Source organism: Chlorogloeopsis fritschii PCC 6912 (assembly GCF_000317285.1).
GTDB classification, from domain to species: domain Bacteria; phylum Cyanobacteriota; class Cyanobacteriia; order Cyanobacteriales; family Nostocaceae; genus Chlorogloeopsis; species Chlorogloeopsis fritschii.
The window spans coordinates 36010-53299 of sequence record NZ_AJLN01000134.1 but is presented as its reverse complement, the minus strand read 5'-3'; the positions used below and the strand labels follow the sequence as shown (position 1 = coordinate 53299).

The following is a 17290-nucleotide window of genomic DNA, read 5'->3' as shown; positions in this document are numbered from 1 at the left end:
TCTATCACTGATGCAGCATTGTGTTTAGTTAGCAGAAGACAGGTTAAATACGAAATAATACGCAACCTGTTTAGTAAAATTTAGTCTATTTTATAACAATAGCATTGCCAACAAAGTAAAAATATTTGTGTGGTTATCGCCTTATTTACTACACCCAAAATTGTAGTGAGGTTTCCTAGCAACCTTATATAAAAAATTTGCAATTATAGAGCCAACTAAATGGAACTCAATATTGATTCTAAGTTAAATAACACACGTAAACTCTTACAAGAATTAGGTAACTCCGTCTCTAGCTTAATTAATTCATCTCCTGATATTTTTGAAGATCCAGGTATTAAATCTTGTTTAAAAGGATTTTTAACTGTTTATCAAGAAGCAACGCAACGATTAGAAAACCCTAGTTTTCGCATTGCTACCATTGGCACAACCTCCTCTGGAAAGTCAACAATTGTTAATGCGCTAATCGGTCGAAAAATTGCGCCTATTGAAGCAGGAGAAATGAGCGGTGGAGTTTTAAGTCTAAAACACTCTCAGGAACAAAAATTATTCATTGCAGAAACAGAGGATGCTGTTTGGGATACTGGTGAATGGACAGGATTAAGTGATGAAGACTTATATCAACGCATTCGCACAGTGATGCACTCATATCACGATGCACGTAAAAAGCGAGAATATGTTGCACCACAAGTAACAGCTTATGTTCCTCTTTTACCTGCTTGTGATTCTTCCTTACTAGGCTTACCTCAAGGGATAGGGATAGAATTAATTGATTTACCTGGACTTAAATCAGTTCAAGATAGAACTAATTTGGCAACTATTCAACAGCAAGTTAATAAAGCCTTTAGTTTAGTTGCTTTAGATTATATGCAAGTGGATGATGACCACAGGAAACGCCTATTAGAAGAATTAAAGAAAGTTGTTGAATATCTACAGGGACGCACAGATTCAATGATTTTTATCTTGAATCGGGTTGATCAGAGAGGAACAGATGATTTACCCCTAGAAGTGCGAATTAATAAGTTAAGAGAAGAAATTAAAGACGTTTTATCACTTCCAGAACTTCCTGATGTTTTGCCTTTTAATGCTCGTCTTTTATATTATGCCCAATGTGCTTGGGGATCAGGAGCTTTTAACGAATTATCAAAAGTTGCTCAAAAGACACGGTTAAAATTTATCCAAGCAATGTTTCAAGATTGTGCTGGGGTAATTAAATTAAATACTAAAGAAAACCGACATTTAAAAAATTGGTTTCGTAATATTGAAGATGATATAGAAGATAATAAGCCCCTTGATGATGAAACTATGCGGCAAATTCTCCGCTATTGTTTAGAATGGAGCGGTGGTAGAGAACTTTGGGAACTCTTTCGGGTGCGGGTTCAAGAATCATTTGCCGAACTGGTAATACTTCCGGCTTTAGTGGATGTATTTGATAGCTACTCGACTTTATCACAATTTCTAGATGTCCTGATTCAAACAAGACAAATTTATCATCAAAAACAAGTTGAAGAAGAAAGAGAAAAATTAGATAAAATCACGCAGATTTTGCATAAAAATATTAAGAAAATAGGCAGAGAATTTAAAACGGAAATTGAGGATTTGATTGGAGGATTAAAAACTGATAATCCTCAAATTCGACTTAAGATTAAAAAAAATGCTGAAAAAAAAGGTCGTAATGGCTTTTCTCTAATTTTTGATGCTGTCAGCGAGGTAGAAGGAGACTTAACGGATGTTTTAATTGTTCCAGTTCGTGATGCTCTTAAAAATAATCAAGGAGCTTTTGAATTAAGAGATAAGCTACGGGAAGTTATATCACCTTCTTTAGCTGATGACATTGCTAAAACCTATGATAACGTGAGCCGAAGAATAAACCAATTTTCTCGTGAATCAGAATATTTAGTTAAGCGTGTACGTGTTGATGATGAGAAAGGGCAGAAAGAGCTTGAGCATGATGAACGCTATGTCCGTCTCTTATATCACACTATGAGAGCAGCTATATCAGCTAGAGCAGAGTTCTTTCTCCAAGGAAAAGCGAAACAATTTGAACAAGCTTTAGAATCATTAGTTGATGAACAAATTGAAAGATTGAAAATTTGTTTATCTGAAGACAACTTTGATTCTTCAATTGATTTTGAAAAAGCAGCAATAAGCGATCTACGCAAAAAAATATCTCAAAATTTGCCAGCTTTACCTGATAAATTTTTTGAACTTTCAGATACTATTAAGCAAAATCGTTCTAAAAAGACAGAAGTAATTGGTCAGAAAACTGAAAACGTAACACGTACAAAAACAGAAGATGAAACCTATATAGAATATTATCAAAGTGGTTCGTGTTTTCAAAGTACAAAAAGTAGAACTAAAACAAGACCTGTCACTCGTAGTTATACAGAATCGGTAACTCGTGATATTAAGGCAGATGTAGAGTATATTGAACTTTTCCTTCCATACCCAGATTTAATGGCAAAACAATGGTCAAGTGGAATTAAGAAAGGAAAAGAAAGTTTATGGGATATTCTACTAGACTGGATTCTCAAACGCTTAGATTATGTTAGTTGTATCTTTGAAGATTCTGTTAATGACCTCACTAATCTAGCTGAACGTGCTTTGGAAAAACAATTAAATATTATCGAGGATAATTTTGAACAGGAAAAACAGTTTTGGAAGGATTTTGAAATGAAAAAAAATAATGCAACAGCCATTTGCCAGATGTTAGAAGAAAACTCCCGCCAAACTTATATCTAATTTAATTATGGTTATTACTGTCTGATTTACAATGCAAAAAAATATTATTAAATGATAAAGCGTCATGAGTTTTGTTGAAATTGTAGAAAGAATTTCTTACAAAGTTGGCTATGAACTTGAAAGGAAATATGCTCGTCCATCTGGAAATATTTCTTTTCCTATAAAGCTACGTTATGCTATTGAATTATGGTGTAGTGAATTAGAAATTTCTAACAATATAAGCAGCTATATTCTTCAAGGGTGCCAACTATCTGCTGTAACAGAATTGACAGAATTTATCTGGCAAGAAGCCATACAGGAGAATAAAACCTGCAAAATAACAACACCAGTTAGTGAATTTCCAACATTATTTACAACTAAAAATCCATTCTCTCAATGCATAAAATTTTTTTTAAATAGAATGAACATAAAGAGTGAAAATATGAGACTTATAGCAATGATTGCCTTCAGTGTGACAGCAGTTGGTTATTGGCTTTATAAAACCAATTACCAAAAACAACCTCAACAAACAAAACAAACTACTTTTAAACAAGAATCTGGACAAAATGAATGTGTTTATAATTATCCATCACCTCTAGTACACACAATTAATAAGCAGTTTTTAGTTCTAGTAATTTCTGCCTCACAAGCAGATTTTCTTGAATCATTGAAAGCTAAGAGATCCATTGATATTAATGACGCAGAAAAACTTTATAAATTTACAAAATATTTATGGTTAGGTTCTGAAAGTGGCTTTACTCAAAAACAAGCCAATCTCAAAAATTATTCAGTGACAGCAAGAGAATCAGAATATGATATTAACTTAATTTATATTGAGCTAAAACAAAGTGAAGAAGGATTTAAATCTAATGTTAATCAACTTGATAGATATGACGCTTTTCGTAAATTACCTGAGTTAATTATTAATTTCACTATATCCAATAGGCTGCAAATGGAAGCATACGAAAATTTTGATGTTTATAATCGCTAGAAGTGAGAATATAAATGCTAATAGATACTACTCTTTTAGTGAATAATCCAGAAATTATTAAAGGTTTATTAGATGGCTCAATGAAACGCTATGGTAGCGTTATTCGCTGGGCTGCTGGTACAGAAAATGCAGGTCAAATTGTCCGCCATTTAGTAGAAGCACCCGGAGTGACTAATACACTAATTAACGGAGCTAAGGTTATTGGTGAAGGTGCTAATTATTATAAATTATTAGGTATTGAAAGAACTTTATCCTCTGTAATGGGTTTAACTCAAATAGCTGCTGGTGCAAGTGTTTTAAATCTTGGTGTCAGTATTGCTGGTTTCGCCTATATGGGCTATAAATTGCACCAAATTCAAAAGCAATTAGGTCATCTTCAACAGTCTATGGAAGAAGGTTTTGACCGAATTGAAGCTGGTTTATATCGTATTGACAGTAGCATAAAAGAAGGTTTTAGCCAAGTTGGAGCTAGTTTAAATCGTGTTGAAAATCGTTTAGATATTATCTCTGGGCAACTTGGCTATCTTTATTTATTAGTAGAAGATAACCGACAAAAACAACAAAGTTTTGCAAAAGCAATCTCTCATCTTCATCAAGCAATGCTAATTAAAGAGATTGCTGCTTTAAATGCTGAACTTAACGATCGCAAACGCTTTCCTAATGAATCATCTAGAGAATCTCTAAAGGTTGCTGCTAGAGTTCGTTTATTTTTAGCTAACCAAGCTTTACAAGTTACTCCAGAATTAGATGCAGAATTAATGCTTAATGCTGATGTGTCTATTCAAGGTTGGGCGGTGGCTACAGCAACAGAAGTGCATCTTCTATTAGAAATTGGTCAATATCAAGAAGCAAGAGAATTACTAGCTCTCGAAGTACCAAAATTTAAACAAGTAGCGCAAAATTGGGGCAATGAATTAATCATTGATGAAAACTCTTATTTATCTACAGCTTATCGCTTTACTCATCCTCGCTTTCAAGAATATATTTCTCAAGAAAGAGTAGAAAGAATTATAGAAATTTCTCCAAGCGATCGCATCTTATCTCCTGAGCAAATTAGCCGCAAGAAAACCGATGTGGATGTAGAGTTTGAAATGTCCTATAGCTCTAAGTTTGATGAAGTATGGACACATCGCCAAATTGCCATAGCTGAATATTTAGATGCTCACAGCGAACTTTCCGCAAGATTAGATAGTTTACAATCTTTTGCGGCTTTATGCGAAAGCAGAAATGTTAGGAGCAGCCGAGATATCTTACCTGACGCTGATACTGAAACAGGCTTGTATCTTTTACCTCCAAATGAGTAATCACTGTCATTGATATAAATAAAGGATAAATAAAGGCGAATAAACCTCTTGTACACATGATGTATAAACCTAAGCCAGTCAACACAAAAGGCACTGCTATCTTATCGTCGCGACTTCAGATATAGGCTTCTGTATTGACTTAATATTTAGTCAGCGCTTCAGCTAAGACAGCCCTAACTGCGAACTAATAGGGGTGTTAACTCTGACTCAGTACTATGCGATCGCGGAAATACTGGCAATCGCAGCCACCATAAAGATATTTCAGACAATTGTGGGGGTAAACCTTTCCAACTTCTAAGAGTTGGCAAATTCCGCACGCAACTGACTGACAACCCGATCGAGTCCCACGGAATGGGCTGCTTTGAAAAGAATACGATCGCCTTCTCTCATAAAACTCTTCAACCTTGCAGCCAAATCTGCATGAGTCGTAAAACACTCTGAGGGAATACCTTGGGCACTTTGAGCTATTACTTCGGCGTCTTGTCCGTCTACCAAAACCAACAAAGCATCCAGGTTCAATTTTCGTACTGTTTCACCAACTCGCTGATGTAACTGGTGCGATCGCTCTCCCAATTCTTTCATTGCACCTAATACAGCAATTCGTCGTTTTCCTGGTGTGTCTGCCAGCAAATTTAACGCCGCTAGCATAGCTTCTGGTGCAGCATTGTAAGTCTCATCTAATATTACTACATCATTGGGCAATTCTAACCGCTGCGATCGCCCTTTTGGCATATCCACCTCAATGCCAGATTTCAAAGCTGACCAATCAATGCCCAAAACCTGCGCTACTGCCAAAGCTGCCATGTAATTAGCACCAATGTGACGCCCTGGCATGGGTAGGGGTAATTGCATACCTGCTACTTCTAAAGTTTCGCTATCTATCAACTTGCCCTGAATATCTCCGCCATCAAAGCCAAAAGACACTACTTTGCCTTGCCAAACCTTCGCTGCCATCTCCATTAATAGGGGATTGTCGTGGTTGAGAATCGCCACACCATCCTTGGGCATCTCTGCTAATAACTCACACTTAGCAGAGGCGATCGCTATCTCAGAACCAAGTAACTCTATATGTGCTGTCCCGACATTAGTAATGACGCCAATTGTCGGACGGGCTATTTGCGTGAGTTCGGCAATTTGTCCCTTACCCCGCATCGCCATTTCAATCACAGCAAAATCCTGTTCTGCACTTAGTTCTAGGAGAGTTTTTGGAACGCCAATTTCGTTATTAAAGTTGGCATGAGTTTTGTGAACGCTTCCCTGGGTTGCTAAAACGGCGGCGATTAATTCTTTGGTAGTGGTTTTACCCACAGAACCGGTTACCCCAATCACTGGGATCTCAAAGCGATCGCGCCACCATCTGCCGATTTTTTGATATGCCTTGAGGGTGTCTTCTACCTGCAACACGGGAAATTGAGGATTTTGGTATTCAAAATCCACAATTGCTGCTAAGGCTCCTTTGGCGATCGCGGTTTGTACAAAGTCATGCCCATCAAACTTTTCGCCACGTAAAGCCAAAAAAACTTCACCTGGTTGGAGGATACGCGTGTCAGTTTGTATACCGCTACTTAATTGTGCTAATGCTGCATCTGATAAATTTGCAGGTTTGGCAACGAGAATGTCAATCAGTTGATTTAGGGTGGCAGAACAAGCCATAATTCGAGATTTGGGATTCTAAAAAAGTTGTTTGTGAAAAGCAAAAGCTGCAAGGACAAAAGCCTTTAAATCCTATAATTATTTTGTGGATACTATAAAGTATCGAAGCTAACATTTTTACAAATAACTGTCAAAAAAGAGGCAGAGGGGCAGGGGGAAAGAATTAAAGACTAATCATTTGTATCAGGTATATTCCTTCACTGTTCCAGCGAGCGGCAATTGCAAGTTTCACTATCATCGGTGTTAACCGGGATACCACAGCTTGGAGCAATGTTAGCGATCGCTTCAGCATCGCTTCAGCTTGCTCTACTAAAATAGTCTAAATTTATTGTGCTTCTTAAGGTGTAGAATGAGCTTCATGAGCACACTTGTACAATAACCAAAGGCTCAGGGGAAAAGGGGTTAGGTGCTATAAGGAGTTTTAAACTATGGTAGCTAGTGAATTCTCTCCTAAAAAAGTCTCTGAGTCAAGCCAAGAGAGTTCGCGACGTTCAGCTAGAGAAATTATTCCTCTACTTCTAGAGTTAATCTTGCCGCATAGTGTGGTTGATGTGGGTTGTGGTACAGGAATTTGGCTATCTGTTTTCAAAGAATTTGGGATTGAGGATTGCTTAGGAATAGATGGCGATTATATAGACACAGAAAATTTACAAATTTCTCTAACAGAATTTTTGTCATTTGACCTCCAAAAACCGCTGCAAATAAATAGAAAGTTTGATTTAGTTATATCCCTAGAATTTGCTCAAAATTTCCCTATTGACTGTGCCAAGTTGTTTATCGATTCTCTCACAAATCTTGGAGATGTTATTCTTTTTTCGGCGGCTATACCTTCTCAAGGAGGAACATATAGCTTAAACGAACAATGGCCAGATTATTGGGTGCAACACTTTCAAAAAAATGGGTATGTAGTAATTGACTACCTAAGAAAGAAGATATGGAATCATGAAAATGTAGAACCTTGCTACGCTCAAAATCTCTTACTTTTTGTTAATTATAATTGTATAGAAAAATATCCTTCACTCCACCGGGAATTCAAAAATAACAGTATTTCTCAATTGGCGATCGTTCATCCACAGATTTATTTAAAAAGCTTTTCCATAGCAGAAAAAAAACTCCAAAGTATCAACCTTAGCTCTTTCATTTCATTAATTCCTAAGAAGCTAGTTGAGCAAGCACCATCAGTAGTTCCTACTATCCGCGAAATTAGACAACAACTCGCTGAATTTTTACTTACAATACCAACAGAAAGTATTGAAAGCATCTACTTAAGTAGTGTGGGTAAAGCACATCAAATGCTACTAGATAGCGGCATTAAGGGTGAACAGCTAATAGAAGCAGAGCAGCAGTTTGTAGATTCGCTGGTGGCAAACATTGCTAGAGGATTTGATGAGCCAAGGGCAATTCAATATCTACTAGTAGCTATGCTCTATCGTCAGGCTTACCACTTACCATTGACGTATGATTTTACTCGCGTTCCGCTTTGGTTTCTAAAAGAATATCTAAATTTTATCCTTTACTATCCAGGTTATTTTCAAGAGATAAAAGAGGTAGAGCAGTACTACCACCATATCCAAAAACTAGTCAATTACGTCAACGTTAGCCTCTTCAACAATCAAAACTCAAAATTTTGGCAAAATGTTGCTTCATTTGTTGTCAAAAGTATTAATGTCACACCTCTATATTTTAGTACTGAAAATCTGCGGGTTATTTTTACGAAAGGTGCTGAACTTGCAGAGTTAGTATTGACAGCTAAAGACTATAAGATTGATTATACTTTTCCGGAACGACCTGCGAACCTCAAAAAAATTCGCCTGGGAGTGCTTAAAAATCATTTTCTTCCGCACCCCGAAACTTACAACACGCTTCCTGTTTTTGAGTATTTAGATAGAGATAAATTTGAAATTATTTTATATGTTATCGAAGTACACGACCACCCTTTGGAGCAGTATTGTCAGAGCCGTGCAGATCGGTTAACTAAATTACCTAATGACACACATAGTCAAGTGCAAATTATCCGTGCTGATAATTTAGATATCTTATTTATCGCCACAACCTTCTTGGGTTCATTAGTTTTACATCGACTGGCACGTATACAGACTACCTATTTCGTTTCTCCTGCAACAACAGGAACGCGAAATATTGACTATTATATTTCTGGGAATTTGACAGAGCCTTTGGAAGCGCAAGCCCACTATCGCGAGCAGTTAGTGACTATTAATGGCACTGGCTTTTGTTTCGATTTTACTAAAGAAGTAGACGCTCCTACAATTCAACTTAACAGACAAATACTAGGGATACCAGATGAATCTGTTGTGTTCATTTCTGGCGCTAGCTTTTTCAAGATTATTCCGGAGTTAAGGGTAACTTGGGCAAAAATTATGGCTGCTGTGCCTAAAGCTGTCTTAGTTTTATATCCATTCAGCCCTATTTGGGACACACAGTATTCTAAACAATTTCTTTATAGTAATATAACTACTTTTTTTGCCAAGTATGGCATCGAAAAAAATCGTCTAATTCTTTTAGATATTCAAGGTCGCTCTAATGTGAAAGAATGTTTAAAACTAGGTGACATCTATTTGGATTCCTACCCCTACTCCGGAGCTACTACAACTGTTGAGGCATTGGAAGTTGGGCTACCCTCTGTTGTTATGGAAGGTAATGCTCTACGCTCTAGAACAGCAGCAGCCCTGCTACGAGAACTCCAAATGCCTGATTTAATTGCTAACAGTGAAGAGGCTTACGTGCAGTTAGCGATCGCACTTGCTCAAGATTCAAATCTGCGCCAACAAAAGAGTGCCGAAATCAAGCAAAAAATGCAGCAACCCCCCAGATTTATGGATAGTCGTTCCTACTCCAAGCAAATGGAATCGCTATTTCAAGAACTTTGCAGGCAGAAGTTTAACTCAGGGAAATGAGATTATAGATCCCCGACTTTTTAAAAAAGTCGGGGAGCTGAACACCTGCGACTTATCAAAATCAATGGGGTGGAGTACTAGCTTACTCTTCTCGAATACCCTACTACTTTTTCTATTTGTTTTGTTGCCTTCATTTCAGTAAAAAGCTGAATAGCTTGCTCAAAATTAACTTTACTTTTTATGGGTTTTTCCATCTCTTGATAAGTTAAAGCCAAATTAAAATAAGCAATAGCTAAGTCACATTTAGCGCCTATCTTATCCAAAAGTTTAATTGCTTCTGCATGATTGGCAAGAGCTAATTCAAAATTTTTTTGCTGCCGATAAATTTCTGCTAAACCATTCAACGTTTTTGCTTTGACTTGCATATAATGACTTTCTTCAGCAAAGGCTAAAGCTTTTTGGAACATTTCTTTAGCTTTGGTAAAATCTCCTAAATTAACGTATGTTTGACCTAGTATTTGAATGAAATAAGCAAATCTCCCAGCTTGTTCTACGATTTGCTCTGTAATAATATTGTGATAGATTACATCTGCTAACGCGCAAGATGCCTCACACAAACCTAAATGGGAATTGACTAAGGCTAAACACACAGAAGCTTTTTCTGCCCAGCGATGGTGTTCGGTATTTTGAGCCAGGTAAATAACTTGCTGAAATAATTGGGCAGCTGCTTCTAGTTCCCACAAATCAATATTGTAAAGTCCAATACTTAAGAGAGAATCTACCTCCAGCATTCGCAAATAATATACTGTATGTTTATTTTCTTGCTTGGGAATGAGTGATTTTAGTGCTTGAGTAGCAAGATGAATTGTTTTTTCTTGGCATTCAACTGCTAGATAAATTTTGCCTGTAATCCAGTACAAATCACCTAAAATATTATATAGTTCGCTGATATTTTGATTATCATTAACATTGTTAAGAACTTGAGTAATGGCAGCGATTAAAGGCTGAAGCCATCCCATGCGATACAGTGTGCTACCCAGTGGTAAAAACTGCCGCCATTGATTATCTCTACTTTTAAGTATGACTTTTCCTGCGAATTCAAATTCATTTATTTCTATGTAGTGATAATAGGCTTCCAGGGCTTGCAAAGCATCTTGAAAGGTGGCAATCTGTTGTATGTTGTTTGTCCAGAATTCTGCCGCTTTGTGATTGGTAGTTTCCCACTCATCACTGTTACGCAAACGAGCGATCGCTTCGGTACGAATTACCGGATGCAGCCAGTATTCGCCCTGATGAGACTCCACTAAAGAGCGATTTCTCAAAGAGACTATAATTTGGCGATGTTGCGAAGCCGGGACATCCCACAGTAAATTTAATAACCCTTGAGTTGGAATTCGGGATACATCTTGATAGCGATAACAACCCAGACGGCAAAGCAGGCGATAAGCTTGAGGATCGAGGGCTTGCAGGCGATTAATTTGACTAACTGCCAAATTTTTTAAATCTGTTGCAGACAGAGGATCGGCATGATTTTCTTGCCAATAAACAGCCATATCACCGTCAAAATCCTCCTGAATTGAACCGCACAAAATCCCCATTGCTTTGGCATTACCTCCGTAGGCACGGTGCATATTTTGCAGGGTGATTAAATCAATTGCTAATCCTCGATTGATAAAAAACTGCTGCCATGTAGTTATATCCAAACCAGGAAGACGATAGTGGGATGCATTTACACCAGGTTCGCAGAGGCGATCGCGACTCGTAATCAGAGTCACAGACTGCACCCTTGCATCAGCCAAAACGCACAATAGTTCTACATAATTGCGGTGGGGAGTAATAAATCTGCCTTGCCCATCGAGTGCAGGTTCTAGGTTATCAATCAAAATACCAATTCTGCGAGTGTGCAGTTGTCGCTTCAACCGCCCCAGCGTTACTCCAAATTCCACCCCAGGTTCTTCATCAAAATCCTGTTTCAACCACTCTTCCACCACGTGTTCCACAGCAGTGATATTTTGAGTTTCCTTAGCCATCAACAGTTCCAAGACTAAATCGAATCCCTGAGTTTGTAGATATTGTTGAGCTAGAGTGGTTTTACCTACGCCGCCTTCACCTTGAATGACGATAACTTTAATACCTTGATTTACTAAGTTGTTGAGGTGGGCGATCGCTTCTGCTCGTCCCAGAAAATTGGCATTTAATCCCTCATTCGCACCATCTGTGTTTGCAAGCGGGATAGTATGAGGTGAAAATTGCGAGTTACATATAAAACTTGAAATAGCAGTAGTTTTTCTGAGAATACGCTCTAAAGTGGCACGGCAATTATTTTTGTTAATCTTCTCTTTCAATACTTCGGAAAGCAGTTTCCACAACTGAGAGCCTACATCTTTAGCGTGTCCCTCTGTACAACCGTAATAATTAGCAATTTCTAAATATCTTCGACCGTGCCAAACTTGCTGAAGAATAACTTTTTGCAGATCGCTCAACCGTTCTCCGGTATGAGTAGGAATTACGGTGTCTAACCATGCCAATACTGCTTCAGCGTCCATTGTATAACGGCGAGAATATTTAATTGCAAGCTTGAGGGCCAGTTATTGATAGTTTACAGTTCCCATGCTGTCTTTTCGGATAAGTTTCTGTAAATCCGACTTTTTTGCCGACTTTTCCTACAGAGAGTCTCTTGAAGTTAAATTTTATTCTTTCCTAGCGATTAAAAATCACGCGCTAGTTGCTACTTACGGTATGGGTGCAGGGGAAGGATGTTTCCCTGCATAGTAAACAACTACTTTCAATTGTTCAAGGTCAGGAACGTAAAATACTCTGTCCCCTTTTGTCACCTCGTATTCCCATGCCCCCTTATAGAGTTTACCCTTCAAAGGGAAAACACGTCCTGGCTGTCTAGTGGTTGGTGCAGTACATAAATCCTCATAACAGCGAAGAGTGTTTTCTGGATGGCGCTGCATTAAAGCTTCCCAATCCCGATTCACACGACGATTTTTGGCTACCACTAACCAAGTGCTTTCTATCTCAAATAATTTAGGAGCCGTCAGTTTAACTTCTGGCGGCTCCAAATTCTCTACTATTGGATTTTCTTCTTGGTTGTCTGACATACACACATTAGACAGCACTATGAGCAGATGGTTTGGTTAATGGTACTTCATCAGTTTCGGCACTAAAAGCTGCTGCCAGTTCAGGACTAGCGATCGCAATGCCGCTTTCATGCCATTCATGAATGATTGCGTCAATCATCTCCCATGCTGTAATTGAGGAATCTATCAACCGAAAAGCCTCACTTAGCTCCTTGATAAACTCTTGCAGATCATCCGTGTCAAATACGCTCAACCATCCATAAGGATGTTCAAAACCGATTTCTTTCCCTAGTAATAGAGAAAAAGCGACGGTTAATGCTTCAAAAACAGCTTTACTTTGAGTAGCTGCCTTCACCAGAGAAGTTACTTCCTCCCGGCGCAACAACGCAAAAGACTGATCGTTGCGAGTAATTGTCACTGGACGTTCCAAAGCTTTGTCCAGAACTCGCCCAGGCTGACGATTTAACTCAGTGGCTGTAATTAGCTCATCTGAGTAGATATTGCCGAAAGTGCCGATAGACATAAGTTATGCGTTTTAGTTAACGCCGATTTCATCAAATCAAGATTTATCTACGTATAATTGTACGTACTATTTATCAGGGGTCAATAGGGATTAAAACTCGCTTGCGCTGAAACTATCTCTCTTAAAGCATGAGAGATTTTTAGACTAGTTGAGCAAGGACGCTTCATTTATTAGATATAATCTTGTAGCCACTGTCTATGTTGTGCAGTCAGTCGTGAATCTTTTTGTACCCACCAAACCCAGATATGAGTTGCCATCCCGCTAGAGAATCAATTCTCACACCTAATAGCTAAAGTCTACTGAAGTAGACTCGCTGCATATTTCATACTAATTCCGGTTGCTCAATCCTTTGTTGGTGTAGCCCAAAGCTTCCAGCCTGTAGGGCAAAAAAGCAGAATCTTGCATCCATCCGACTTTTTCCCCGACTCTTACACTGATAATGCAAGTAAAATTTCCTACTTTGCCCTACTGACAAACTATTCTGGGATAGCTTAAATTATTTGGCAAGGAGATAAAAATATAAGTAAAAAATTATGCTTGTTGCCCCTAGCCCAACCCCAGAAGATTTAGCAGAGCAAATAGATTCTAATCCCCATTACTTCCAGATTCAGCGCCGCATCCGTTCTTTGATAGAGCGTTATCTTGCCAACGAAAAATTGTGCGATCGCCTACTCGATTTACCAATTCAATTTCAAAATCCTCAACCACGTCCTTGGAAACCGATTGACTGGCAAGCTATAGATCGTGAGCAAATTATCGGTGTAAAACCAGAAGTATTTTTATCTATTCTTGTGGGGGCAATGGACACAGAAGCACCCATCAGAGGCTATACCCAAACTAGCCGACAATATTTGGAAAAGTTACATCCTCAGATGGCTCGTTTTGTCGGCGGAACAGTTAATGACAATGGAGAGTTAATAGAACCTGGTTTGTGGGAAAAAGAAGAACGTCAGCACACCCCGGCTTTGCTCAAGATTTATTACCAATTAACAGGTGAAAAAATTACCCCTAAGCTTCGCACTGTCAGAGGTTATCTTCCTACTAACGATGCCTATGAAGACTTGTATCGCCACGGCTTACACCGTGTTGCTACCGAATACGGCGCAACCTGTCTTTATATCTGGCTGATGGCTCATTCTACGGGAGTACTTCAGGATGTTTTAGAGGAACTAGTGCAGGACGAAATTAACCACATGACCAAATTTTGGGGCTTTGGGGTATGGGCTTTTCCTGATACATCTCTTGTGCGGGTGGGACGAACACTGATGAAAACGCGCCATCAGAACTACAAGCGCAACAACCTACTCCGTACTTTGAAACGCATGATGGGGACACTGAAATGGAATGATTGGTCTTTGAGCAATCAGGCAAGTCTCATTTTCACATTCATCTATGCAATGCGTCGTCTATGGATTTGGCATAATAGCCTGACACCAGAGTATTTGCAAGAGTTATTTGGAGAGAGTTGCTTGTGCCTAGTGAAGGAATGAATTAGCCTCACGCAGAGGAGCCAGTGCGTTGCGGAGCCAGTGCGGTGGTGAGGCAGCGCGTTGGGCGGCTTTGCCGACTTGTAGGCGCGAAGCGACTTCCGAAGGTAGCGACTGCCGTAGACACGAAGTGGCTTCTGAAAGTAAGGGTTCCCCGGCATAAAGGAGCCACTGCGGTGGACGGGTTCCCCGGCATAAAGCAAGTGGCGTCACCTGGCGTCGGGTTAAGCGCGTTGTAGCAACTGGCGTTCGCAGAGTCGCAGAGAATAAGAGTTTGAGATATCGAATTTTTGAATTTTATACTCACATTCAGCAAGGCTCAAGATTTTAAGTACTCAGACAGAATTAATTACACACATTGTTTTCCTATTTCTTGTCTCCACGAATAAATTTAATTTTGCCGAACTACTTATGACTTCTAAACTTTTCTCAAAACTACCCGCAGATTTAGATCCGCATCGGTTACCCCAGCACGTAGCTGTAATCATGGATGGTAACGGTCGATGGGCAACTAGTAAAGGACTGCCGCGTATTGCTGGACATCGTCAAGGAGCAAAGACGCTCAAAGAACTATTGCGATGCTGTAAGGATTGGGGAATTAAAGCGCTAACAGTCTACGCTTTCTCTACGGAAAATTGGCGACGCCCGACTCAAGAAGTGGATTTTCTGATGCGTTTGTTTGAACAAATGTTGAAGCGAGAGTTAGCCCAAATGCACCGAGAAGGAGTGCGGATCTCATTTATTGGGGATTTATCGATTCTACCCAAGTCTTTACAAGTGGAAATGCAGCATTCGATGACACAGACGTTGCAGAATCAGGCAATTCATTTTACCGTGGCAGTCAACTATGGCAGCCGTAATGAAATCACCAAAGCCTGTCATCAGATAGCGGAATTGGTGGAAAGAGGAGAACTCAATTCCCAACAGGTAAATGAAAATTTAGTTGCACAATACCTTGACACAGCAGGAACTTCTGAACCAGATCTGCTGATTCGTACCAGTGGAGAGGTGCGATTGAGTAATTTTCTGTTGTGGCAACTTGCGTATACAGAGATGTACTTTACTGATATTCTCTGGCCGGATTTTGACCGTATGGCGTTCTATCAGGCTTTATTGAGCTACCAAAAACGCGATCGCCGCTTTGGTAAACTTAATGCTTCCCTTTCTGCTTAGTTGCAGGATTCCTTCTGCCATCTGCCATCTGCCTTCACTAATACCGCTCCAGTAAAACTTTCACCTCTGCTTCTAATTCCCAATCTTTCATTGCTTCCCACTCAGCTTCACGCACAGCTAAAAAGGCTGTTGACAACTGCGAATTTAGAGCATTGAGAAGAATATTGTCTTGTTTAAGTTGCGCGATCGCTTCCCCTAAAGTTTTCGGTAAAGGATCAATCTTTCCGGCTGTGCGCTCATCCTCTGATAAATATCCAGGATCTACAGCTACTGGCTGTTCTATTTCTAAACCTTGTTGCACGCCGTCTAAGCCAGCTGCTATTACCGCACCTAAAGCTAAGTAAGGATTGGCTGTGGCATCTACGGTTTTCAATTCAAAGTGTGTAGGTTTATCAAAGGCAACAGCACTAGGTACTCTCACTGCTGCCTCGCGGTTATCTAACCCCCAACAACGGAAAGCACCACTCCAAGAATGAGGACGAATGCGACGGTAAGAATTAATACTAGGAGTCGTCAATGCCATCAGTGCTGGTAGATGATGCAATATGCCAGCAATAAATGCTCTTGCCACTTGCGATAGACCATTGATACCTTGCGCATCAGGTAGAAGATTTTGCCCATCTCGCCACAGACTCATATGGATGTGACAACCGCTACCAGCAGCTTCTGGGAAAATTTTAGGTAAGAAAGAAGCTTTGAGATTGTAGTGTCTTGCAACAGCCCGTACTGTTTCTCTAAAGGCAATTTGCCTATCAGCAGCACCTAAAGCGTCGGTATATTGCATGGAAATTTCTTGTTGACCGGGGCCTGATTCTGGATAATATTGCTCTACAGGGATACCCTGGGCTATCAGCGCTTCAGCAATGTCATTAATTACTTCACAATTGATATCCATTGCTTGGGTAGAGGCGAAGAGTGTAGAGTCTGCGGGTAAAATTCCGTCAGCAGTTTGCCGCAGCAGGTAAAATTCATTCTCAAATGCTGCTTTAATTTCCAACCCTTGACTTCTTGCCGCCTCGATCATTCGTACCAAGAAATGACGCGGACACAGCCCCCACGGCTTTCCATAAAGCATCATATTCCCCATAACACGAGCATTTTTGGGAGAATAAGGCAAAGCTGTAAGGCTAGTCCAATCAGGTACCAAGCTCACTTCACCAACTGGCCCTAGACCTGTCTGAAGGACAACACCATCATACATTACCGGGACTCCCTGTTGTCCTGCAGATATGCCAACACCATCCTCAAAGTAGTGGCGCAGCATTTCTACGTGCACAGCCTTACCACGAATAATGTTAGCGTTATCACACCAAAGAATACGAACAAACCTAGTATCAGCTTCTTTTAAAGCTTTTTTTACCTTCTTAAATAGGAGATTTTCAGCCATCGCAGTTGGGGAGGGGAAAGTGGGACACGGAGACAAGGGGACACGGAGACAAGGGGACACGGGGAATGTTTTTGATAGATTCTCCGCATCTCCCCCTGTCCTCTGTTTGTCCC

General features: G+C 39.6%; 12 protein-coding genes. 6 read left to right on the top strand and 6 right to left on the bottom strand.

Annotated elements, in window-relative coordinates; translation table 11 throughout:
• Positions 1–219 precede the first annotated feature (219 nt).
• The 3 genes from UYC_RS0129550 (at position 220) to UYC_RS0129540 (ending at position 5013) form a co-directional block, all read left to right on the top strand.
• A complete protein-coding gene (locus UYC_RS0129550) occupies positions 220–2739 on the top strand; it encodes a dynamin family protein (protein WP_016877752.1) in 2520 nt (839 codons plus the stop codon).
• A gap of 64 nt (positions 2740–2803) precedes the next feature.
• Positions 2804–3709 (top strand): hypothetical protein, encoded by a 906-nt coding sequence (locus UYC_RS0129545; RefSeq protein ID WP_016877751.1) that lies wholly within the window; start codon positions 2804–2806, stop codon positions 3707–3709.
• A 14-nt stretch (positions 3710–3723) separates the two neighbouring features.
• Positions 3724–5013, top strand: a complete 1290-nt coding sequence (locus UYC_RS0129540) for a hypothetical protein (RefSeq protein WP_016877750.1) — start codon at positions 3724–3726, stop codon at positions 5011–5013.
• 294 nt (positions 5014–5307) lie between these two features.
• Here UYC_RS0129540 and UYC_RS0129535 read toward each other — a convergent pair whose 3' ends face one another.
• The gene (locus UYC_RS0129535; RefSeq protein WP_016877749.1) at positions 5308–6666 is read right to left on the bottom strand and encodes a UDP-N-acetylmuramoyl-tripeptide--D-alanyl-D-alanine ligase; all 1359 of its coding nucleotides are present in this window, start codon (positions 6664–6666) and stop codon (positions 5308–5310) included.
• A gap of 428 nt (positions 6667–7094) precedes the next feature.
• Here UYC_RS0129535 and UYC_RS0129530 point away from each other — a divergent pair, with 428 nt between their 5' ends.
• The gene (locus UYC_RS0129530) at positions 7095–9581 is read left to right on the top strand and encodes an O-linked N-acetylglucosamine transferase family protein (protein WP_016877748.1); all 2487 of its coding nucleotides are present in this window, start codon (positions 7095–7097) and stop codon (positions 9579–9581) included.
• Between the two features lie 77 nt (positions 9582–9658).
• Here the strand turns inward: UYC_RS0129530 and UYC_RS0129525 are convergent, their stop codons facing one another.
• The 3 genes from UYC_RS0129525 to UYC_RS0129515 form a co-directional block, all read right to left on the bottom strand.
• Complete coding sequence (locus UYC_RS0129525; protein WP_016877747.1) at positions 9659–12067, bottom strand: tetratricopeptide repeat protein; 2409 nt, start codon at positions 12065–12067, stop codon at positions 9659–9661.
• A gap of 186 nt (positions 12068–12253) precedes the next feature.
• The gene (locus UYC_RS0129520; protein WP_016877746.1) at positions 12254–12628 is read right to left on the bottom strand and encodes a hypothetical protein; all 375 of its coding nucleotides are present in this window, start codon (positions 12626–12628) and stop codon (positions 12254–12256) included.
• A gap of 7 nt (positions 12629–12635) precedes the next feature.
• Positions 12636–13130 carry a hypothetical protein gene (locus UYC_RS0129515; protein WP_016877745.1) on the bottom strand — a complete coding sequence of 165 codons (495 nt, stop codon included), beginning with the start codon at positions 13128–13130 and terminating at the stop codon, positions 12636–12638.
• A 533-nt stretch (positions 13131–13663) separates the two neighbouring features.
• On the opposite strand from UYC_RS0129515, the gene UYC_RS0129510 reads away from it, so the two are divergent.
• A complete protein-coding gene (locus UYC_RS0129510; RefSeq protein WP_016877744.1) occupies positions 13664–14620 on the top strand; it encodes a hypothetical protein in 957 nt (318 codons plus the stop codon).
• On the opposite strand, the gene UYC_RS39145 is transcribed toward UYC_RS0129510, so the two are convergent.
• On the bottom strand, positions 14606–14830 hold the full coding sequence (locus tag UYC_RS39145) for a hypothetical protein (protein WP_200862406.1): 225 nt from the start codon (positions 14828–14830) through the stop codon (positions 14606–14608). The two genes, UYC_RS0129510 and UYC_RS39145, sit on opposite strands and share 15 nt — an antisense overlap.
• A 198-nt stretch (positions 14831–15028) precedes the next feature.
• Between UYC_RS39145 and UYC_RS0129500 the strand changes: the two genes are divergently transcribed.
• Positions 15029–15790, top strand: a complete 762-nt coding sequence (locus UYC_RS0129500; protein WP_016877742.1) for an isoprenyl transferase — start codon at positions 15029–15031, stop codon at positions 15788–15790.
• A gap of 37 nt (positions 15791–15827) precedes the next feature.
• Here the strand turns inward: UYC_RS0129500 and UYC_RS0129495 are convergent, their stop codons facing one another.
• A complete protein-coding gene (locus UYC_RS0129495) occupies positions 15828–17177 on the bottom strand; it encodes a glutamine synthetase family protein (protein ID WP_016877741.1) in 1350 nt (449 codons plus the stop codon).
• Positions 17178–17290 lie beyond the last annotated feature (113 nt).